Source organism: Candidatus Aegiribacteria sp., assembly GCA_021108005.1.
In the GTDB taxonomy this organism is placed as follows: Bacteria; Fermentibacterota; Fermentibacteria; order Fermentibacterales; family JCC-6; genus Aegiribacteria.
This window is the reverse complement of the sequence record JAIORS010000089.1, coordinates 1-22,099: the sequence shown is the minus strand read 5'-3', so window position 1 is coordinate 22,099 and position 22,099 is coordinate 1. Positions and strand designations below refer to the sequence as shown.

Annotated in this window: 18 protein-coding genes; 8 read left to right on the top strand and 10 right to left on the bottom strand. The window is 47.2% G+C overall.

Features of this window, described 5'->3' with window-relative positions; all coding sequences use genetic code 11:
- The 3 genes from K8S15_05195 to K8S15_05185 form a co-directional block, all read right to left on the bottom strand.
- A partial coding sequence (locus tag K8S15_05195) for a tRNA 4-thiouridine(8) synthase ThiI (protein MCD4775433.1) occupies positions 1–862 on the bottom strand: 862 nt, incomplete at its 3' end.
- On the bottom strand, positions 853–1,545 hold the full coding sequence (locus K8S15_05190; GenBank protein ID MCD4775432.1) for an HAD-IB family phosphatase: 693 nt from the start codon (positions 1,543–1,545) through the stop codon (positions 853–855). The genes K8S15_05190 and K8S15_05195, both read right to left, overlap by 10 nt.
- Before the next feature lie 14 nt (positions 1,546–1,559).
- Positions 1,560–2,456: a hypothetical protein gene (locus K8S15_05185; GenBank protein ID MCD4775431.1), complete on the bottom strand. Its 897-nt coding sequence runs from the start codon at positions 2,454–2,456 to the stop codon at positions 1,560–1,562.
- A 71-nt stretch (positions 2,457–2,527) separates the two neighbouring features.
- On the opposite strand from K8S15_05185, the gene K8S15_05180 reads away from it, so the two are divergent.
- The gene (locus K8S15_05180) at positions 2,528–4,636 is read left to right on the top strand and encodes a GreA/GreB family elongation factor (GenBank protein ID MCD4775430.1); all 2,109 of its coding nucleotides are present in this window, start codon (positions 2,528–2,530) and stop codon (positions 4,634–4,636) included.
- On the opposite strand, the gene K8S15_05175 is transcribed toward K8S15_05180, so the two are convergent.
- Positions 4,630–5,664 carry a hypothetical protein gene (locus K8S15_05175; GenBank protein MCD4775429.1) on the bottom strand — a complete coding sequence of 345 codons (1,035 nt, stop codon included), beginning with the start codon at positions 5,662–5,664 and terminating at the stop codon, positions 4,630–4,632. The two genes, K8S15_05180 and K8S15_05175, sit on opposite strands and share 7 nt — an antisense overlap.
- Positions 5,665–5,773: 109 nt before the next feature.
- Complete coding sequence (locus K8S15_05170; GenBank protein MCD4775428.1) at positions 5,774–8,032, bottom strand: T9SS type A sorting domain-containing protein; 2,259 nt, start codon at positions 8,030–8,032, stop codon at positions 5,774–5,776.
- A gap of 264 nt (positions 8,033–8,296) precedes the next feature.
- On the opposite strand from K8S15_05170, the gene K8S15_05165 reads away from it, so the two are divergent.
- The 4 genes from K8S15_05165 (at position 8,297) to K8S15_05150 (ending at position 12,817) form a co-directional block, all read left to right on the top strand.
- Complete coding sequence (locus K8S15_05165; protein ID MCD4775427.1) at positions 8,297–9,211, top strand: glycosyltransferase family 2 protein; 915 nt, start codon at positions 8,297–8,299, stop codon at positions 9,209–9,211.
- Positions 9,186–10,466: a hypothetical protein gene (locus tag K8S15_05160; protein ID MCD4775426.1), complete on the top strand. Its 1,281-nt coding sequence runs from the start codon at positions 9,186–9,188 to the stop codon at positions 10,464–10,466. Before K8S15_05165 ends, K8S15_05160 begins: the two co-directional genes overlap by 26 nt.
- 69 nt (positions 10,467–10,535) lie before the next feature.
- Complete coding sequence (locus tag K8S15_05155; protein ID MCD4775425.1) at positions 10,536–11,654, top strand: glycosyltransferase family 4 protein; 1,119 nt, start codon at positions 10,536–10,538, stop codon at positions 11,652–11,654.
- Positions 11,651–12,817: a glycosyltransferase family 4 protein gene (locus K8S15_05150; protein ID MCD4775424.1), complete on the top strand. Its 1,167-nt coding sequence runs from the start codon at positions 11,651–11,653 to the stop codon at positions 12,815–12,817. The genes K8S15_05155 and K8S15_05150 overlap by 4 nt, the downstream gene beginning before the upstream one ends.
- Positions 12,818–12,897: 80 nt before the next feature.
- Here the strand turns inward: K8S15_05150 and K8S15_05145 are convergent, their stop codons facing one another.
- The gene (locus K8S15_05145) at positions 12,898–13,800 is read right to left on the bottom strand and encodes a glycosyltransferase family 2 protein (protein MCD4775423.1); all 903 of its coding nucleotides are present in this window, start codon (positions 13,798–13,800) and stop codon (positions 12,898–12,900) included.
- A gap of 219 nt (positions 13,801–14,019) precedes the next feature.
- Here K8S15_05145 and K8S15_05140 point away from each other — a divergent pair, with 219 nt between their 5' ends.
- Positions 14,020–15,615 carry a polysaccharide biosynthesis C-terminal domain-containing protein gene (locus K8S15_05140; protein ID MCD4775422.1) on the top strand — a complete coding sequence of 532 codons (1,596 nt, stop codon included), beginning with the start codon at positions 14,020–14,022 and terminating at the stop codon, positions 15,613–15,615.
- A gap of 56 nt (positions 15,616–15,671) precedes the next feature.
- Here the strand turns inward: K8S15_05140 and K8S15_05135 are convergent, their stop codons facing one another.
- The 3 genes from K8S15_05135 to K8S15_05125 all read right to left on the bottom strand — a co-directional run bounded on the left by K8S15_05135 (position 15,672) and on the right by K8S15_05125 (position 18,480).
- Positions 15,672–17,129 carry an O-antigen ligase family protein gene (locus tag K8S15_05135; GenBank protein ID MCD4775421.1) on the bottom strand — a complete coding sequence of 486 codons (1,458 nt, stop codon included), beginning with the start codon at positions 17,127–17,129 and terminating at the stop codon, positions 15,672–15,674.
- 39 nt (positions 17,130–17,168) lie between these two features.
- Entirely contained in the window at positions 17,169–17,453 is a 285-nt protein-coding gene (locus tag K8S15_05130) for a hypothetical protein (protein MCD4775420.1), read from the bottom strand.
- Positions 17,454–17,574: 121 nt separating this feature from the next.
- Positions 17,575–18,480 carry a glycosyltransferase family 2 protein gene (locus K8S15_05125; protein MCD4775419.1) on the bottom strand — a complete coding sequence of 302 codons (906 nt, stop codon included), beginning with the start codon at positions 18,478–18,480 and terminating at the stop codon, positions 17,575–17,577.
- Between the two features lie 110 nt (positions 18,481–18,590).
- Between K8S15_05125 and K8S15_05120 the strand changes: the two genes are divergently transcribed.
- The gene (locus tag K8S15_05120; GenBank protein ID MCD4775418.1) at positions 18,591–19,787 is read left to right on the top strand and encodes a glycosyltransferase family 4 protein; all 1,197 of its coding nucleotides are present in this window, start codon (positions 18,591–18,593) and stop codon (positions 19,785–19,787) included.
- A 33-nt stretch (positions 19,788–19,820) separates the two neighbouring features.
- Here the strand turns inward: K8S15_05120 and K8S15_05115 are convergent, their stop codons facing one another.
- On the bottom strand, positions 19,821–20,900 hold the full coding sequence (locus tag K8S15_05115) for a glycosyltransferase family 9 protein (GenBank protein ID MCD4775417.1): 1,080 nt from the start codon (positions 20,898–20,900) through the stop codon (positions 19,821–19,823).
- A 265-nt stretch (positions 20,901–21,165) separates the two neighbouring features.
- On the opposite strand from K8S15_05115, the gene K8S15_05110 reads away from it, so the two are divergent.
- Positions 21,166–22,099, top strand: a 934-nt coding sequence (locus K8S15_05110; protein MCD4775416.1) for a glycosyltransferase family 4 protein, incomplete at its 3' end; no start/stop codon positions are given.

Genomic DNA, 22,099 nt, shown 5'->3' with positions numbered 1-22,099 from the left:
TGACCCCGGAATACTTTTTTACCAGGGTGATTAGTTCAGGGAGCATTGCAGGATCCCCTATAAGGACTCCTGTCGGTCCGGGCCGGTCTTCCTGCTCAAATTTGATCTCGTCCTTAACAAGAGATTCAAGATATTCATTATCCTTTTCGGATCGCCCGACAAGACCTATGGTGTCCTCGGAGAGCCTGAACATTCTTCCGTGCCTTATCAATCTGGCGTTCCTGCCGGTGAACATCCCCGGAATTTCCATGAGGGTTCTCAACCTCCCGCAATAATTGGGGTCTGTGAGAAGGCATCCTCCTCCGGGAGCAGTGTATCGGATACCGTATTCCTCCGCGAGCTTCATTTGAGGTTTTCTGCTTCTTCCGGAAAGGGCCAGCAATTTTTCTCTGTCAACAAGTCCTTCCCTCTCGGGAACAGTGGCTTTTAAAAGCTTTGCTGATAAAGGCCTCAGCATAATATCCCCGAAACCGGAAAGACGGGCAACTCTGTTAAGGGAATTTTTATTCTGCGACATCGGCCGCTGTCCCGCGACTTCTCCGGAGAAGATGATATCGAACCCTTCGACTTCGGCGATTCCGCCAAGTATTCTGAACATACCCGCATGGCAGTCTATACAGGGGTTAAGGTTTTTCCCGAATCCGCTGGGGGGATTTTTCAGGAGGGTCACGATTTCATCTGTAAACTGGATTTCTCTCCAGGGAACCCCCAGCTGAATAGCACTGTTTCTGCCAGGTTCCGACCCGAAGAACGGGCTGCTGAATGTAGCCAGTTCTACCTCTATTCCCTGGGATTTCAGTATAAGAGCTGCAAGTATTCCATCCAGCCCTCCCGAGAACGCCCCAAGAGCCCTTACGCCCATTTTGTATGCCTGCCTTTAACTATTCGCCAATTTTTCTGCATGGCAAGTTTTTTCAGCCTTCTATCCGGACATACGGCAATGGAACAGCCGGATTCCTTCATGATGAATCTGTCAGCCCAGGAATCTCCGGCAGCCGCACACCTGGCGGGTTCAGTATTACAGCGTTCACATATATTCATCGCAAGCTCAATTTTGTTTCTTCCCCAGGGCCGCGTTTTCCTCAAGTCTCCAGTGAATCGATTCTCTACTATCTCAGGGGTACTGGCGACAATTTCGTCAACCGGAATTATCTTCGCGATGGCCGTTACTATATACTCAAGAGAGGCGGATAATAGAACGATCCTGCATCCGGATTTGCTCAATTCGCGTATTGACTGCAACGTCCAGTCTCGTATTCTGCTGTTTCGGAGACTATTCGCACAGATGACCGCTTCGCGCCTGACCTCTTCCGGAGGAATTCCCCTGAGGTAACTCCTGTTCCATCCCTTTCCCTCCCTGACCGTCCTTAAAGGATGCAGAAAGTAACGGAGAAGAAATCCGAGGAAAGCCTGTGGGCTGAGTATTCCGTTTCTGACAAGATGCTTCAGAAAAACCTTTTCGGATGAGGTTGACAGCAGAGTACCGTCCAGATCTACAAAGTATATCGCGGGAACAGAGCCATCGAGCAATCTTACGGTATTCACCTGGACATCAGTTTCTACACCAGTGGCGGCGCAATCTTTACTCCTCGTCCGGTTCCGGGAGTGTTATCAAAAACCGATGTTACATGAACCAGAATTCCGGGGAACAGCCTCGGAAAATCTCCATGGAAGAGTGAATGAGCCATGTTCGTATACTTCACTATATCAACCATGTATTCACCTGCCCTGGTATCATCGGGAGCAACAAGCTGGCCTATACCTCTAACTTCGAATGACTTGTTGTCAAGAAACACAAGTGATGCTGTGGGGCGTTCCATGAGATTAATGAAAGTATGGGTCTCAAATTCAGGAGTACTGTAAAGTTCCAGCGAAACCATTTTGGTAAGATCGAATTTTGTGGCATCGGAATAAAGATCTGTTAGAAACTGCAGCCTTCTGCCCATGTCGGAAGACATTATTTCCTCCATCTCGGTAAGAAGGTCTTTGATTATCCCCCTTTCAGGGCAAAGACCCATTCCCTTGAAGGCGTTGTTGATTTCGAGTCTGCTGTCCGCTCTGCTCCCTCCAAAGGTCGCCATTGCCGCATTGTGGGGACCGGCAAGAGAAGGGGGAGATCCTCCTTCTCCTCTGAACATCATTGATATATTTTCCAGTGTTTCAAGGCGGGCGGACAGGTTCCAGTCCATGAAAGGCTGCGGTAATGGAATCGTCTGAAATTCTTCCCATCGTCCATCGATGCATGCCCGCACTACTCCATCCGCTTCCATGGAAGCATCTACTGTATCCTGTCTGAATGTTCCGTCGGCCCAGAATTCTTCCATTCCCTGTTCCCACTCCCCGGCAAGTGCCTTGCCGGCAAAGGAGGAGAGAAAAACCGCTCCTCCAAGCTTACCGGCTTTCCCTAGAAACTGTCTTCTATTGAGTTTCTTTCCGGATTCGTCCTTCTTCTCCATGTTGAATTCTCCCGTCATTACTTCCAACAATATTTCAGCAGTATATTAGCTTTTCTCAGACAGGAGGAAGATTGCCCAAAATTACCGATATGGCAAGTACCGGCGAATACGATGCTCTGACCGATCAGTGGATTGAAATTCTGAATGGAACCGTTCCCTACGATGAGATGACAGAGGTTCTCTCTATTCTTGTAAACAGTGGTAAGGATAACCTGGCCACTGAGCTCCTCGAATTAACTATTGCCGAGAAAGAGATCGACGGAGAAAATGGTTTTCCGACCTTTCTTTTAAAAGCAGCCGCGCTTTTTGGAATATCTGAACCTCTACGAAAAGCTCTTATTGAGGTAATCAGAGATGAATACTTGATGTTTCAGCCCCTTGAATATTTTCTGAAACTCAGCGGATTAAAGAATGAAAACACTGACATTTCATCATCGTGGCGAAAGTTCAACTCCCTTATGAAGTACAGGAAAAATGGTTACCTGTACCATAAAACCTTCGGTGTCGGGCAAATAGCAAGGATAAGCCGTACACACGCAACCATTGATTTTCAGAAGGCTAAGAATCATGACATGAAGCTGGATGTGGTTCTTGAGACAACAGTATGTCTTGATCCCGATTCACTGGCAGTTCTTTCATGGAGAAACGCTGATGAATTCTCCCGGCTTTTCAGAGAATCTCATTCCGAATTTCTTGAAAGATTTGCTAACGAATCTCCTGGAAATAACGGAGAGATACTAATTCAAGATATCCCGATTCTCTTCGACACTTCGGAATTCACGAAGAGTGATGTCTGGAAAATCCTGAAGAAAATGGCAGACGGTGCTGACGGTTTTGCCAACCTTGGTGACCGTATTGTGCTTCTTGATCAAAACATTGATTTCCTTGAACAGATAAGAAGCATAATCAGCATGAAAAAAACCCCTGCACGAGAAAAAGTGAGACAGGTTCAGGCTCTACTGAAATCATGCTGCACAAGATTTCCTAACGAACTGACAACTCTTCTGGATAACGTGCGAAGTCTATCCAGTCCCGAAACAGGATCCTTATTCGAGCTATGCTGGATCCTTACCAATAAAGGTTCCTCTAATGACTTTTCTGAAATCCGGTTCGATTATCTTGAAACCTCTGCGGCAAGAGGAGAGAGGGCCCTAGGGGAAATTCATTCACAGGCATGCAGAAAGGCTTACCTGAATCTTTTTTTCTCAGGGAACAATGAAAAAGGAGAAAAAGTCAAACTGCTGTCCGGCCTTCAGCGTTCTCTCTGGGAATACGCTGCTTTCCTTTTGGAGGAATCCGACCCGGAACTGCTTTCCGATTGTATTGGTTACTATTTATCTAAACCATCGGAAACAGACAGGTTTCTCTGGTCACTATGCTTTCTTGCTTCGCATGAGGAGAAGTGGGATGACAGTCTGGGAGAGAACCAGATGGGTCTATTCCTTGATAATCTGATATTCTCCAGTGCCGATACGCAGAAGAAAGTCATCAATGTTCTCATTGGTCCTCTAAAATTGAAGCTTGCCGACTATCTTTCCTCCATTGATACGCGAATGCTTAATAACTACCTTGATAGTTTCAATACCAGCGCTACCGCACAGAACGAAGGTCTTTGCCTATTTTTGGGAAGAAGCCTGTCTCTCAGAAAAAATTCTGCGATGAGAAAATCGGGAAAAAGGCATTTCTGGGAAACGGATGCGCTCTTTTCAAGCAGGAAAGCTATCGATCAAAGGGAAGCGGATACTATTCGATTGAAGCGGGTGGAAATTCCCTCAGCCGCCGAAGATATCGGGGAAGCAGCTTCACACGGAGATCTCTCCGAAAATGCGGAATATGCAGCAGCGATAGAGAGAAGAGACCTTCTGCTCGACAGGCTTAACAGGTGGACGAAGGAACTTCAGAAGTACAGGCCGTACCCGCCCGATGAGATCAGCTCTGAAATCGTTTCTCCTGGAGTCAGAATACAGCTTCAAAAAACAGACGGTTCTGAAACCGTTAAAACGGTGGATCTGGTTGGCCCTCTTGATGCGGATCCTGAAAAGGGATGGATCAATTATATGGCACCCCTTGGAAAAGAAATTCTTGGAAAATCACTGGGGGATATCGTTGTTCTTCAATCAGATGACATTAACGAGTGGCGAATCGCATCAATTGAGATACTCGATTTCGTGGATCAGTAATCGGGAAATGTTTTTCTGAGAATTTCTTCGAATCTCTTTCTGGGAATATCAACCGAGTAGTTTTTCATTATCCATTCCCTTCCTCTCATCCGTCTTGATTCGAGTTCCCTCCATCTGTACTGAACTTCATCCAGTCTGTCGGCGAGCTCTCGCGGAGATGAGAAGGTATCAACCAGTTCGGGAGCTTCTTTAACAATATGGGTATGGGGTTTAACCATCGTGTGCATTCCGCAGGCCAGGTACATGTTCACCTTCATCTGGTATATGAATCTGTCATACTCAATCAATGTCGCTACACCCACCTGATATTTCCCTGACAACTTCCCGGTCTGCAGTCTTGGAACAGGATCCAGCACCCTAACCCTTCCTCTTGTACTGCGACACTTATTTTCTATCCGCTTTCTTGCTGGTCCTGTCCCGATAATATCTCCTTTCATCCCCTTCGAAAGGCATACTCCTTCCACAAAAAAGTCGGGTTCATGTTCATCGTCTATGCAGGAAAGGAGTAAAGCTCTTTCAGGTTTCACAGAGGGAGCAAAGCTGAAGCGCGACAGATCCTGGTTATGGGGAAGAACTTCTACTCCCGGAACTTCTTTCCCCTGGCAGGCAGTGGAGAAAAGAGCTTCCTGAAGTAAGCTTTCCAGCGGAGCGCCTATAACCCAGGGTTCAACCCTGCTGTGAAACCGCATGGCGTAAGGCAATCCGGTTTTCTGAACAGAGAATCCCATGGCTTCATCCAGGCACAAAACAAAATCAGCATTGAACTTCCTGAAAGCCCACTTTATAGCTAACGGGGAAATCTTTCTTCTAAGCAGCCCCACAAGACGCAGCGGGAACAGGCGAGATGTCCCATCTGACCGGCCGATGCCCAACCCAAGATACAGCACTTCCTCCATCTTGTGAATTCCCGGCCTGGCACAGTTTATAACATACATGGATTCGTGTCGGTCTTCGAGCAGGTCAAGAGTAGTATTCCATCCTCCGGAATAGCCAGGTATCGTTGCTGACGAAGCAATAAGAATCCTCATTCAGAATTTCTCCTCTCGAATCATCCCAACGTATTTCTTAACGAATCTAACGGATTATTCGATTCAAACGGTTAAATGTAAAAAAGTAATGCATCCAACCCTGGTTCTGTCAGCGTACGGTCTTCACTATACGAAGGGTATTGAAGTGATTACCACACTCCGCCACCAGAATGTAAACGCCCGGTGGAATAATTCCGACTTCTCCGCTCATAGTGAAATCCATGTATAGAGAGCTTTCTGAACCAGTCTCGAAGAACTTTTTCAACATCAACCTTCCCGTGAGGTCGTAAAGCGATATTGAGAGTTCGCCGGCGCCAGAAGGCAGGCCTTCCACGCAAACTGTGAGGACAGAACCGGAAAGAGGGTTAGGCGCTGTCAGGGTAAGAAGATCAACTGGAAAACACGCGTTCTGTTCGATTGCGGTCGGAGACCAGTTCACCTGGAGGGAATGGCTGCCCTCCGCGAGACCTGAGATGTCGATAAATATCCTGCCCCCGGGTCTCAGTTCCCAATCCGCGATATAGCCGTCGAGGGTTACAACAGGATTGATGACGGAGTCCGGTAACAGGACCACAGCGGTTTGCCCGGCAGGCGTGGCTCCGCTGAAATTCATTTCGATGAAGTTGTCCAACAGATGAATAGCGGTCACGTCTATATTCCAGCAGGTCTCCAGAAACTCACCGTACTCGATGGGAAACAACCATCCAAAATTGGGGTAGTCCTGCTCCATCGAAGTACATATACTGTCCATTCTGTCGTAGGGGAGCGGATAAAGAGATGGTTCCAACATACTTATGGGGTGAGACCCCAACAGACAGTGCTTGCCTCTTTCCAGAACCGTGGAAAGGTATTCGTAGGGATACATGCTGTTGTAGTCACCCCACCAGACCGTATTTGTTCCCCACAATCTTCCCTCTGGAGTCTCATATCTGGAAATGTACTGGTCGATAAAACGCTCCCCTCCCATATAATCAGGCCATCTTACTCCGTTACAGTAGAACTCGAACCCATGCGCTATTGTTGCCCTGAGGCCACTCAATGAAGTTCTATGGCCGGGATATCTGATGACCCTGACCATGTTCGTGTCAAGTTCCATTGCATCGATATCAAGCATAGCCATACGGAACCGCTCCATATGTTCCAGTTGCTCGTAGGTGATGAATTCGTGAAACTCGCCGAAGGAAGAGTCAGCATTCGGGGTGTGATGATAGCCGTGACTGCCCATGTTCACACGGTCCGCCCATGGATACAAATCCTCCTGTATCCCCAGCAGCCAATCCAGGTACTCCGGTGGGGCAAGAGTGGATATTCTCCAGGTGCAATGCCAGTGCGACCAGCTTTCTTCCCAGCCCGGCTCGAACCAGACGGAATCCCTGTTGGTGGTCAGTATACCGTCAGGCAGGATGAGCCAGTTGTATTTCATCGCAGGATGTTCGTCAAGGAGCTGTATCATCTGAGCTGATACCCGCTCCCCCCCGGAGGAGGTTGTTGAAAAGCCCCAGAGGTCGCCCTGGTCGGGATGGATGAAAGGAATCTCGTCCATTATCCACGACGCAGTTCGCTCGAAGCCATCGGGGTGAGCGGAGATGAACGCAGCTGTCTCCGAGCTCCCGATTACGCAGGCAGCAAAGAAAGTACCTCCGCTATCCCTGGGCATTATCGAGCAGAGATTCGGACCCAGGCAGTTTTCCCGCGGAGGTTCAACATCGTAGAGTCTCAATGAAAGGTAACTGTCGATGTCGTAGTCGGGAGCGGCATTCAGGGCGAAGATGGCCTTGGAAGGATTAGGGAAAATCCACATCAGGTCGGGTAGAGGATAACCTCCGGAAATGGTAACGATCTGGTCTCCTGATATCCTGTATACACCATCGAAGCCGTGTATGTCAACGATACGTTCTTCCTGTGCGGTCTGGTTGCCAAAGATGGCATATTCATAATTGTCTACGTAAAAATCAACCTCGAGAGGGGAAGTCAGTTCCACGTTTTCTGAGGCAATTGCACTGATAATAATCTCAAGCCCCCGCCCTGCAAGCGTATAAGTGATGGTAAGGTTCACCGGTATAGTCTCTTGCGTGGAGAGGTCTATCATATTGATGCACTCGAAGATAGCACATGTGTCACCGTAGCAGGTAATACTTCCGTTACTCGGCATGAAGGAGCCTGTCTGAATCCCTGCGAACTGCTTATCCCCGGTAAGGTTCTGTCCCGTGGTGTAGTCATAGAGCTCCAGTAATGACCCCGCCCTCGCCCTGCTTGTTATCGGAGTGACCACTACCCTGAGCATACCATTGTCGAGAGTATCCGGAGCAGTATCCGGGAGATTGAACTGAGCAGAAAGAATGATAGAAAGAGCAATAATTGAAAACATGATACCCCTTCTTTGATTAAACAAACATCATAAAACACTAGTATGTTTTACGATAAAGTATAATGAGGTTATTCGTAGATTACAATGATGTATGGACGGCTGATACGATCGAACCCCGGATAGACAGTGGATATCCATTTTTTCGTGTATATACGGATTTCCCCTTTGAGCATTTTGTCTGGATCCCTCATTGCTGCATGTGAAGCGAAGAATTAGATTAATTATGCTCAAGGTCGTTATACTTCTTCATGCGAAAGGATATTTTTGAAACAAATTGCGATTATTATTCCCTGCCTCAATGAAGAACTTACAGTTGCCAGGGTTATCAGTGATTTTCAAAGAATTCTTCCCGATGCAGACATATATGTAATAGACAACAATTCAACCGATTCTACTGCTTCCATTGCGCTCGAAAACGGAGCAACTGTCATAACCGAAAAGCAGCAGGGTAAAGGAATTGCTGTACGGAAAGCTTTCCGGAAGATAGAAGCGGACATCTACATCCTTATAGATGGAGACGACACATATCCTGTCGAGGATGTAAACTCCCTCCTTGCCCCGATTTTTGACGATACCGCGGATATTGTTGTCGGTTCAAGGCTCAGCAGTAAGTCGAATAGCTCTTTCCGCCTTCGGAACAAACTGGGCAACATGTTTTTCCGGTTATCCATTAACGTTTTTTTCAAAGCTAGTCTTACCGACATACTCTCCGGATACAGAGTCATGACCCGAGATTTTGTTAAGAGGATGCCGATACTCGCCAGGGGATTCGAAATCGAGACGGAACTTACTATAATGGCTCTGAACAGGGGTTTCAGAATTGTCGAGGTTCCTGTTGATCTTCAACCGAGGCCTTTCAACAGCATTTCAAAAATTCACGTTCTTAGCGACGGATTCAGAATTCTCCGCGAGATAATTTCCCTGTTCTGCTACTACAAACCGCTCTCGTTCTTCGGAAGTCTTGGATTTGTTACATTGATAGCTTCCCTGCTTACCTGGATTTTGCCTGAAGCAGAGGTTTCTTCCAGTGCTTTTGCTCCGATACTTTCCATAGGACTGGCCCTCGCAGGATTGCTTTCAATCTCAGTTGGAGGAATACTGCATGTAACGACCAGGCGTTTCCAGGAACTTGATCATAGATTGGATTTACTGAATGATGAAGTTACCACAGCCAACTGACACAGCGCAAACAAGAGTTTTTGCCTCAATTCTACTATTCTTGATACCCTTTTCCATATATATCGCTGGTTTCAGGTATATAGGGTCCGGAGATACGGTAGCTTCGGAGCTTCTCGCGGTGAGCCTTGTGAGAGAAGGAAATTTCGATTTCAATGAATTCTTCGATGAAGGTGAGAAAATGCCCTATGCCTTCACCTTCTCGGGGGATAGAATAGTCAATCTTTATACAGTTATCCCGGGGATGATGCACGTCCCCGTCTTTTTCGCAGCAAACATCGTTGGAATAGACCTGGAAGAGAATCTTTTAAAATTAAATAAGATATCATTGTCCTTCTTTGCTTCCATCTCGGTTGTACTGATGTTCTACATACTCCTCGGTTTGGGATTCAGTATTCGCAGATCGTTCTTCCTCTGCCTTGTCTATGCTTTCGGAACACTCGTCTGGAGTCAGGCGGCCAGGGGAACCTGGCAGCACGGTCCCTCAATACTATTTTTGTGCAGTGCGATTCTTTTGATGCAGAGTGATAAAAAAAGTGTATTTGCATGGGCAGGATTTTTTCTTAGCCTCATATGCGTGAACAGACCAGCTAATGTATTTATCGTTCTGCCTATTTATATCTATATCCTGGTCCACAAGAGGGACAGGTTCTTCGCTGTTGTTCTTACAAGCCTTATTCCGCTTGCGTTTCTTGCCTGGTATTCAATTGAATACTGGGGCTCAATTCTTTCTCTCGGACAGGGGCAGAACAGTAAATTTACCGGCAATCCGTTACTTGGGATTCCCGGTATGCTTATTTCTCCTGCACGCGGGTTACTGGTATTCAGTTCCGTATTTGTATTCTCCATTATCTATATGGTACGCGATGTTTTCAGAAAGGGCGGCGATGTATTCGACCGGTACTTAACTGCCGGTTTCATACTCACTCTCATATGCTATTCATTCTGGGAAAGATGGTCCGGGGGACACTGCTTTGGTTACCGATACCTTACCGAATTCATACCTATTCTGACTATCTTCCTCGCAAAAAGCTGGGATAGGTATATTGCACCAAGGCGTTGTATTAAAGTGATATTCATAATCATGTTCGCCGCATCAGTTTACATCAATTTTCTTGGGGCTATTGTTTTTCCATCTGGTTTTGATCACATTCCCAACGACGTCGATTTTCACCCCGAACGACTCTGGCATGTATATGACACTGAAATAGTCAGATGTCACAATCTTCTGGTAGATCGTATTGCTTCGTATTTTTGAGATGTTTACGTTCTCTTCGCTCAACGCATGTTCTGATGGAACTTTCTCATTGATGGTCTGGTGGTTCTCTTGAGAATAGGTATCGATGTTTCTCCTCTTTACATGAACGTATCCGGTATATCCAACTACGTCAGTAACTTGCTGCAGGGTCTCGCTGTTGTCGGTGATGAACACACTTTCATCCTTTACACCAACAGACCGGTAGATATTGAACCTCAACTCCCTGACCATTTTTCTGTACGGCTGGTGCGCCTGCCATTCCCAAGATTCCAGGCCTGGTTCCAGCTTGGGCTTCCCTTCAGGTTCCATCGAGATGGTGTTGATCTTTTTCTTGGTCCGTTTCACAGACTTCCGTTGCTTTCTTCAATTCCGTCTGTTCTTACAATTCATGACCTTTCCGGTCTTGTCCTTAAGGATTACCATCTCCGCAGTGTGATAGCCCGCAACAGATTGATTCCCCTGTTCGTAAGAAAGACACAAAGGATCATAGCAGATTCGCATTTCACAAAAGACGAACTTGTCCGACTTTTTCCCCGTACGGAGAATATTGTCGATGTAGTTCCCCTGGCTCCCGCTCCGGGACTGTCCTGCGAACAGAATAAGGTTCTTCTGGAGAATGTCAGGCAGAGCCTTGGACTGCCGGACAGCTATATCCTTTTTCTGGGAACCCTTGAACCCCGGAAGAATCTCCCCAGGCTGCTGGAAGCCTACGCTTCCATCGCTCACAGGATCCCTCAGGATCTTGTCCTCGCCGGAAGGATGGGATGGATGTCCGCCCCCCTTTTAGAGATTCTCGAACGGGAGGATATCCGAGAAAGGGTTCATCTCACGGGTTACGTAGATGAAGCTCAGCTACCGGCACTCCTGACCATGGCCGACCTGATGGCATATCCTGCCCTGTACGAAGGTTTTGGATTACCGGTGGTAGAAGCAATGGCGTGTAACACACCTGTTCTTACTTCCTCCGTATCTTCTCTTCCAGAGGCTGCTGGAGGTGCAGCTCTGTTGGCTGATCCTTCCAGCGTGGAGGACATCGCTGAAAAACTTCTGGAACTTGCTAAAGACCCCGGACTCAGGGCCATGCTGGCCGAGAAAGGTCTTGTAAGGGTTTCTAAACTCTCCTGGGAACGGACTGCCCGGATGACATTGCAATCCTGCAAGCAAGCCTTTAGAGGGAGCTCAAGATGAATGCTGCATTCTATAGTTTCCTGCCCTCTGGTGGTGCAGTCCGTGTTGCCGGAAACCAGCTCTACCACCTGAGAGATCGCTTCAAATGGCGCGCTTACCTCCCGGAGGGCGGAGTACCCCTTCTTCCGGAAGCCGATGTTTCTATAGCTTCTTACAACTTCCCAGCGGGACAGCCTCTCCGGGGTATTGCCCGGATCGCTGCCCCTTTACTTCTCTGGAGAAAATCCTTTGTCTACAGAAAACTCTGTGAAAGGATAGCGAGAGATGTCTCTACGGATGGTTCGGAAGCTCTGCTGGCTCACTCATCGCTAATAATAGCTTCTCCTCCTATTCTTTCTTTTCCTGGTCCCCCATCGGTTTACTACTGTCATGAGTACCCACGTTACATTTATGAAAAGGGGCTCTATAAAACAGGTTCCGCTGTTACCGACCTGCTTATAGCACCTCTTCTTGCCTGGGAGAAGAAGGTGGATAGGCAGGCAGCTCAAGCGGCTACAATTCTGGCAACCAACTCCCGCTTCATGTCGGAAAAACTCGGGACGGTTTATCATCGAAAAGCGGTGGTGGTTCGTCCAGGAGTTGATACCGAGATTTTCACTCCAGGTCATGAATCCGGTGGGAATTATGTTCTTACCGTAGGCGCGCTGTCGGAGTTCAAAAGACATCACATGGTAGTGGAAGCACTGGCTCTGATTCCAGAGAATCAGCGTCCAGCAATGGTGACCGCGGCAGACCGAGGGAAAGAAGGCTACGCCAGATACCTTTCTGCAATTGCGTCAAAACTGGAAGTAAACCTTACCGTGGAGAAACAGGTATCGAATAACAGGCTATTGGAACTCTACAGAAACGCGCTAGCGGTAGTCTGTCCCCAACGCAACGAACCCTACGGTCTGGTTCCGCTGGAAGCCATGGCCTGCGGAACGCCGGTTGTGGCTGTGAATCAGGGTGGGTTCAGGGAAAATGTAATAGATGGCGAGAACGGTCTGCTGATCCCGGTTGATGTTAACTCCATTGCGGAGGCAATCCAATATTTCTGCAGAAACCACCGGCATGCTTTGGAAATGGGAAAAACGGGCAGGGAGTTCGTTATATCGCACCGTTCGAGCCGAGTTGAGGCAGAATCTATAGCAGATCTGATGGAAAAGGCTTCCAGAAAGAACTGAGTTGATTTAGCTGCCTGCTTACCCGATGAAGTGAAGTTTCCTGAAGTAATTTTCAATATCCATCAACTATCTCTTTTCGGTCAATGGAGTCCCTCCGGGAACCCTCCTGCCCGGCCTTTCAGTCCGTCCTGAACCGCTTTCCAGAGCCACAGGGTCAGCCGAAAACCGTTTTTCACAGGATATATGAACGTTTTGATGGCGGAAACCGCCAGATAGTACGAAGTGAAAGCCGCCAACTCCACTTTTGAGAGTTCCTCTCTGGCCAACAGATATCGGTTTCGGTGGGTGAAGTATATGGAGATTGGCGACATCCTGCCTCCGGCTGTAGCCGATACATAGTGAAGTACCTCTCCTCCTGGATGAAGAAAGATACGTTTCCCCATGCGAAGGCAGTTAAGACTCATCAGGCTATCTTCGTAATAAAGGAAAAAATCCTCTCTAAAGCCTCCCAGCTGCCTGTAAAGAGATGAGCGCATCATCATTGCGCAACCACTGGCGAAACCGGTCTCCTCCGGTTGAGAGGGAAGGCTGTTTCTGGTGGGGTAAATGTCCTGGCGGAAAAGCATGCGCAGTCTGCTCAGACTCCCTCCTGCGCTCCAGACCAGATCGGGCCTGTCAGCGTAGAAGATAGGAGGAGTAACAATACCAACATCAGGCCGCTCCTGCAGGAATTCCACCAGAAGCCGCACTGTATTGGGAGTCACGGTTGTATCGTTGTTAAGAACGAAAGTCCAGGGAATCTCTTTGTCATCGAAGAGAGAGAAAGCCCTGTTGTTGCCGCCGGCGAATCCGAGGTTTTCTCCGGTCCTGCAAAAGTTTATCCCTGGTACTTTTTCGACCCAGTCAGGTACTCCCGATTCAGAGCCGTTGTCAACCAGCATCGGTATTACCTGAACGTCTCGGGAGCGAATAATAGAATTCACACACTGCCTGGTGAGCTCCCACTGATCCAGGTTTACCAGCAACACAGCTACTTTTTCCAAGCCATTACCTCCAGATCGCAATATAAGCACAGGTATTCCCCTGACAAAGCTCATCCACAGGTTCGGACAGATTGGAGGAAACTCTTTTCCTTTTAAAACAGTCTTTAAATGCATATAGTATTGTGTTGTTTTAGTGGAATTCTGGTTCCCCGTAGCAATGGGAAAGCTTTCTTTTCCTTACGGGAAAAATTTTATGAACGAATGTCTGAAGGGGATTTCTTGAGTAAAGTTCTGAATTGGCTGGGATCCGCCAAGACCAAGGGGGCTGGATTTTCATTTCTTTCCCTGGGAAATATGCTGATAGCCTTTATAACGTATCTCCGATTTGCTGAAATAGCCCGGATATTCGGCACAACCTGGCAAACAGATGCGGTTTCCATCGCTATGGTTATTCCTCTACTGCTTCAGCAGCTTATCTCAACAGCGTTCAGCTCGGCATTCATGCCAATATACTCCAGGGTAAGACTTAACCAGGGCAATGACGCAGCCAACAGGCTGATCAGCAGGATAATTAACTGGATGTCCCTCACAGGAGTGGTTTTTATCGGGCTGGTTTTGGCCTCCGGCTCTCTGGCGATCCGTATCGTAGGACCCGGAATTGAACCCTCTACAACAATACTCGCTACAAAATTACTCTGGGTTTTTCTCCCCCTGATTTTCCTGAACGCTATTGAAGGAGTGCTTCAGAATTTTCTTAACTACGGAAAAAGGTATGGTCTGGTTAGTTTCGTCAGGGTACTCCAGATCCTTGTCTCTTATCTGGTCATCATCTGCGGTCATGGAAAATTCGGCGTTATGATAATTCCAGTATCGGGTCTTATCGGTGCCTTTGTTTCCTTCTTCGTGTGCGCTTTAATAACCTTCCGGCTCAACTTAAGGCTTCGTCTTGTCCTTGACCCGGGAAACAGGGATTTCAAGGAACTGGTTAGGCTGGCTGTTCCTATCATCATCGGTACCCTGACCGGGTTCCTTGGCCCTGTGGCCGACAAGGCTCTGGCTTCGTTCCTCAGAGCAAGTTCAGTGACTGCAATAGACTATGCCTCAAGAATAAAGAACCTTATTCGAATGGTTCTCATACAGCCGGTTCTTATACTTTCAGCGGTTTCATTCTCAAGAATTGCCGCGGAGAAAAACCTTACCAAGCTAAAGGGCGAAATAGCAAGCTTTATAAAGTACATTTCCTACTATACGGTCCCTGCTTCCGGAATTCTTATGGTTCTTTCGGTACCTCTGATATCCATCCTCTTTCAGAGGGGCAATTTCGGCCCTGAAGAGTCACGGCGTATTGGTTACACCCTTGCATTCTACTCTCCATGGTTTGCCCAGTTAGGGATAGGGCGAATAGTAGACAGGGCCTTCTACTCTCTGAAAGAAACAATTACCCCGGTAGTGCTCGGTATCTGGTGTGTACTGGCGAACATTCTATTGAATGTCATTCTACTTCAACCTCTTGGAATATATGGACTTGCCCTTGCCACTACGCTGACTTCCGGAGCCAAAACCCTGTTTCTTATGTATTTCCTCAGGAAAAAACTCGGGGGAATTAACGGTTCGGATTTCGTTCCCGAATATCTGAAATTCTTATTTTCCGCTGCTGTAATGATAGGATATCTTCTTCTGTCCAGCCGGCTGTTTCCTGTAGACCTGAATACGGCTCTCTCCGAAAGGATCTTCAAACTCTCGCTCAGTATCGTGCCGGGAATAATTATCTACGTTGCAATCACAGCTCTTGTCGGTTCAAAGACTTTCGGTATTTACCTTGATATGGTTAAGCGTATACTTTTATCCGGGAAAAAGAAGTTACACGGTTCATGATTCTCCGTCAACATTCTCATTGAAAAGGCTTTGTTACATTTCGAATCGTTTCAGATTCATTCCTGCTCTGTATTGCATTTCCAAAATTCGCATCCTGCGAGAATCAGTAACAAACCTGAGATTATCCAGAATTGCGCGTTTACAGCCGGTATACGAATTGTATTATCAATAAACTGATGAATCATGAAACTGAATATTCCCGCTGCAAGGGCTACAGCAAGGATTCCTCCTCCATTCCGTAACGCCCTGATAAACGCGGCAAGAATTGCCCCGAACATCAGAAGAATGGAAACCAGGGATATGATTCCCCCTTTCACAGCCTGATTGAGAAAAAGACTGTTCAGTCCTCCAAATTCTAGAATCGTTTCCGTACTGACGCAGTGTCTTACTTCCCAGAAACTGTATATCAGTGTTCGTCCCGAGTAGAATTCCCTGGCTCCCCATCCTATACCTGTAACCGGATATTCTGAAATCTGATTAAGAAACCCCTTGTACGAAACATATCTATGAAGGATAGTAGGCTGGTTTAGATTTGCCTTCGGGTTCAAGAAGAAGGACATCTGTCTTTCGAATGTATCCGCGTTTCTTGCAAGGATGATTACCATCAGAACCCCCAGAATTATTGGTATCCATACTTTTGATCTGAAAATGTAGAACAGAGTTATTCCGCATCCGATGAAAGTACAGATCAGCCCCCCCCTTGAGAAAGTGTACAGAACACTGACCACACCAAGAATGACTGCGGTGGCTGCGGTGATTCTCCATTTTACTTTCTTCTCTCTGAAGAACATAGCAATTGAAAGAGGTATAGAGAGTTCAAGGTAACCAGCGAATGCATTGGGGTTGCCCAGGAACAGGCTGGAAACCCTTCCTCGATACACATATCCAAGACTCATATCTACTCTCGAAAAACCTTTGATTAAGATATACTGCAATACAGCAATAGTTGCGGCTACAAGAAGAGTCAGCATCACAGCCCTCAGCAGCTGATTGAATTTGTTTTCGGTCGTGCAGAGAGACGGAATGATCACGGCAATAGGAAAAAACAAAAAGATACTACTGCCATCCCGGATAGCATTCCATGCATGCTGCCCTTGTAAATGGACCGAGATGAATACACTAATCGCCTGAATAAATATCGCTATCAAAAGATAGAAGAGGTAGCGGGACGGCACGAACAGGGGTTTGTTCCACAGTATCCTGTCACTGATGTAGAAGAATGTAAATGTTACCATAGCTATGGTCGCAATGGCCGGATTGAACTCTCCCGTTGGGATTGTGCTGCCGCCTGCCAGGAAAACCAAAGGTAAAAAAGGGAGCCAGAAAGCTGGTTTTGGTCTAACAAGAAGAACGATGATCAATGCAACTCCGGCGAGAAGCAGGTGGCGTATCATCGAGGGCAGATAAAAGAAACTGACGAAGTATAGCGCGGTAAGAAGGAGTACTACAACTACACCACGAAAACCGAGCTTACATTCCGTAATATCATTCAGGTCAGGGGAAAGAATTCTCACATGTTTCTCCCCGGTTCTAAGCAGATTGAGTGATATAGATTACTTCCCGTCCGCCCCGAAAAGGGCTTCAAAATCGTTACCTGGCTTTTCTTTTGTTGAGTCCGTTCCGGGCAGGGAGTCCGTGTTTTGGATAAACTCCTCGCAGTAGTTGTTGCTTTTTCTATCCCTGACGGTTTCGGTGGTTAGCGATCGGCACCTGTCCGTATTGGAATTGTAAAGAGCACAGTTGATACATGAGTGAAGATATTCGTTGCAGTTTTCACAGATGGTTTTGAAACCAACCGCTCTTCCATCGTATATATGTCCGCACTTCTTGCATATCATATCGAAAATTCTCCTGAATTCGTTTTTCAGTTCTCCCGCTCCAGTACACCAGGATCGAAGGTAATAACAGCTTGTAAGATAACCAATGCTTGTTTTTTGGAAAGAGTTACACAAATTCCTGTCAGAGGAGCTTTCCTATCACATCTGAATAGCCGGTTTTCCCGGAAAGGCCGTCGAAGAAACCCCGCCATATACACGGAACCAGTTCAGACCCCTCCCAGAGGAGGAATTTCATTGACAACACCAGCAAAACGGCACTCTTGTAGAAAAGGAATACAGATCTCGTCAGTGGCGAGAGCATATCGCGCGCAAGTACAATCCTGTTACGTTCGGAAAAGTATATAGCGACTTTTGAAAGCTCTCCGCCGCTTCCCGAAGCTACACTGTGAAGAACCGTCTCGGAAGGAAGAACGTCAATGGAATAACCCTGTTCGATAACCTTACGGCACAGATCGGCATCCTCATAGTACATGAAGAAGTCCTTTCTGAAACCACCAATTTTTCTGAAAAGATCTGTCCTTATCATCAGGGCACATCCTGAAACAAAATCTACCCTTATGCCCTCTTCGGGACCGTACTTCTTTTCGGGAAAGTCCACCTGCTCGAAACGCATTTTCCATTTGATGAGTTTTCCGCCTGCGCTCCAGAGTTTATCCGGATCCGATTTCCAGTATATGGCAGGAGCTACTATACCGGATTCATCATTCATACTCAGATAATCTGCCAGATTGCGAACCGTTTCCGGAAGGACTTCGGCGTCGTTGTTCAGAAAAAAAGTGAACTCCGCTTCATCATCAAGTGACATACTGAATCCCGCGTTGTTCCCCCCCGCAAAGCCTGTATTATCTTCCATACGCACGAACCTGAGGTCGCTTCTGCGGGTCACCCACGCCGGTACCGGTCCGGGAGAACAGTTATCCACAAGAGTTATACTGATATTAATACCCTCGGAGCGTTCGAGAGAATCAACACAGTTTTTCGTAAGCTCCCACTGTCCGTAATTAACCAGAATGACTGATACACGCATGGAGAAAAGCCTCCGGTTTCCTGAGAAGATTAATCCTGTTAGTTTATGTTGGAATATATAATATCCTGAAAGAAGTTATGCTGGCAAACAGCCGATGGGGGAATTTACCGATGACTATTCCAGACAGGCCTGAAGGAAAGATAAAACTGTCTGTGTTTCACAACCTTCCTTCAGGTGGAGGAAACAACGCTGCCGGAACGATGATTCGGGGCATCTCGAACAGATTTTCACTTACCATGCACTTTCCAAAAGGCTCCTCGGCTATTTCGGTACCTGAAAGCGTACACTCACGGGAATGGCCTTTTAATTACTCCGGGCGGATTTCTGGCATCAGAAGGCTTGCCGCTCCCTTTGTGCTCCCAGCCAGACTAAAGGCTCTTGACCAATTGTGCAGGAGAATTGCTGAAGAAATCAATCGGTCTTCCGACCTTACTCTGGTATACAACTCTATGTACATAGCTGCGCCTCCATTACTTAAATACCTGAAAATACCATCTATATACTTCTGCTACGAATATCCCCGACACCTGTACGAACCGACTCTCGTAAAAAGAACCCGCGGCGGTATTCATCACTTTTTACTAGGATATCTGAGAAAACTTGAAAGAAAAATGGATATGACCGCCGCGCTGAGCGCGGATAATGTTGTAACTCTTTCAAACTGGATGAAAAAGCGCTTGTACTATATCTACGGTATTGACTCTTCGGTAGTAAGACCAGGTATTGATACAGAATTCTTCCGGGCTGACGAGACCGTGGATAAGAAACGGCTGGTACTCAGTATAGGAGCCTTATGGCCTTTTAAGGGTCATGAGATGGCAATCGAAACAATCTCAAGGATCAAGCTGGAAAAAAGGCCCTCCCTTGTTATTGTAGCAGACAGAGAATTCCCCGGTTACGGAGCTGAACTTGAAAGATCAGCTGCCAAGCTCGGAGTAGATCTGAGCGTGAGAAGGGGAATCTCAAATGAGAAACTAAGAACTCTTTACAGCACAGCTAAAGCGGTCCTCTGCTGCCAGCACAATGAACCTTACGGCCTGGTGCCTCTTGAAGCCATGTCATGCGGTATACCTGTTGTCGCGGTAAAAGAAGGAGGGTTCATCGATAATCTGAGGAACGGTGAAAATGGATTACTTGTGAAGAGGGACTCGGCTGAAATGGCCGGGGCACTGGATAGAATACTGGCTGACAATCATCTCAGGGAAAAGCTGATTACCGGTGGCAGGGAGTTCGTAATCCGGGAAAGATCGGCATCGGAAGCCGCTTCCAGACTTCATAAAATCCTCATCGATGCTCTTAAGAAGTAGTTGTATATGAACGAGGATTATTCGCTTCGATACTCATATACCGATTTCCCTTAGCATTTCCCTGGTCTCTTTCCAAACTCTTTCCAGGTTGAGAGATGTCATGCACTCGGCTGCTTCGCAATCATCTATCCCTCTGTCAGGATGACACGGACTGCAGTCAACGAAATCGGAAACCAGGCAACGCTGTAACGGCTTGTGAGGATACACCCCTATTCGCAGGGGATCGGTGGGTCCAAAGAGAGTGAGAGTAGGGGTGGAGACCAGACCCGCAATATGCATAAGACTGCTATCGTTGGTTATTTGCATTCTGCATCCTGCAAGGACTGTGGCTACCTCTACAAGAGAAGTTTTACCAACGAGATCCGTTGAAGTGTCCGGGATTTTATCAAGAATATCTCCAAGGACGTACCTGTCTTCTCTGCTTCCCAGGACGACTGTTCTGATTCCTTCTTTGTGGAGCAGATAGATCAGTTCACTGAATCTGTTCGAAGGCCATCTTTTTTTATTCGTGTTCCTTATACTGGATCTTCCGCCTCCAGGGCTGATTGCCACGGGTCTCGATCCTATGAGGGAGGATATCGGGCTGGAAACAGAGTTCTCCGGAAGGTCGATTCGCGGTTCAGGAAGGGGTTCGCTTCCATCCCAGCCGAATAGCCTTGCATATCGTTCAGCATCGTGTTCCGGCTGACCGGTTTCAAAAGGTACTATCCTTGTGAGTCCCATTCTCTTTTTTCCCTGACCTGTTCTTTCGCGTATTCCGGTGGCAAACAGAAAGAGCCTCAATGGAAGCACCCTGTGAAGCAGATATGCCCGGGTATACTTTGTCTTCCTGAGATGAATAACCAGGGAGAGCAACGGAAAGAGTCTGCGACGATCTGTCAGAATCCTTTCATCAACTGGAATGATCCTGTCTACCGGTGCGGAGCATTCCGCAAGAGGAGCGACGATCCTGCCTGTAAGAAGATGTATCTCGGCTGACGGATGCTGTTTCCTTAACAGCTCAAGAGAGGGGAGAGACATTACTAAATCGCCGATTGCATATAGTTTGATAACCAGGATACGTTCCATGCTTCTCTCAGCGAATCTGGAACTGCTATCCGTTCCCTGGCTCAAAGAAAAAATCCTTTCTTTAAATGTCCTGAAGCGGCTTTCTGACGGTAGCGACAATACCGGGAGCAGGCATACCCTGTCAACAATGCGACTGACATCAATGATAAACAGCAGGTATTCTTAATCCTGTACATGGTACCCCTGTGACAATTATCTTCTCCCAAACGGAATATTGCTTTTTCAACGGGAACAGTATATGCGACTTCTATTTGATGCCAGTACCCTCCGGAGACAAGCTGACGGAATCAGCAGATATTCTGTTGGGGTAATGAAAGCCTTCTCTGAACTTAGGCCAGACTGGAAACTTTCTGCCATCGTTAATCCGGAAGCTGCATCACAGGTAAAAGACTTGAACGTGGAGCCTGTCGAAATCAGCGAATCTTCCGAAGCGGATTGCTATCTGAACTTCTCAATTGCCGGACTATGCCCTTCAGTTCCTGAAATCATCACAATACATGACCTGATGGCTCTGAATCTTCCCGGCTACTTCGGAACAAGTATGCTCAAGAACCTGTTTGCAAAACTGATTTTCAAAAGCAGGATAAAAAAATCAATAGAGAACGCTTCGGCGATCTCCGTACCAACGAAGACTACTCTTTGCGATTTACAGAGTATGTTCACTGATTCCGGGAAAAAGGCTTTTGTTACAGGAGAGGGACAGAATCTTTTCTCCCGCGATGATACCGTTAACTCTGAAAGGAAGGATTACCTCCTCTACGTCGGGAACGCGAGAGCCTACAAGAACGTTACAAGGCTTATCGTGGCTTACTCAAGGCTGAAGGCTCTCAATCCCCGATTTCCCGAAATGAAGATGGTCGTCCGCAGGGACAGAGCATTCAAAGATTTCAAGCGTGATGTAGAGGACTGTTCCGCAAGGGACAGCATTACTATCCTCTCCCGCGTAAGCGATGACGACCTGAGGCAGCTGTATCGCCTATGCGCTGGTTTAGTAATGCCCTCTCTGAAGGAAGGCTTTGGTCTGCCCGCTCTCGAGGCCATGGCTGCAGGTTGCCCTGTCGTAGTCTCCTCGGGAACAGCCCTTGAGGAACTGGTCGGAGATGCCGGCATTCTTGTGAATCCTGAATCCGTTGAGGATATAATGCATGGAATGGCTTTGCTCACATCCCAGCCTGAACTCAGAAGCAGGCTTTCCGAAAGAGCTCTCGAAAGATCACAACACTATTCGTGGGAAAAAACCGCAG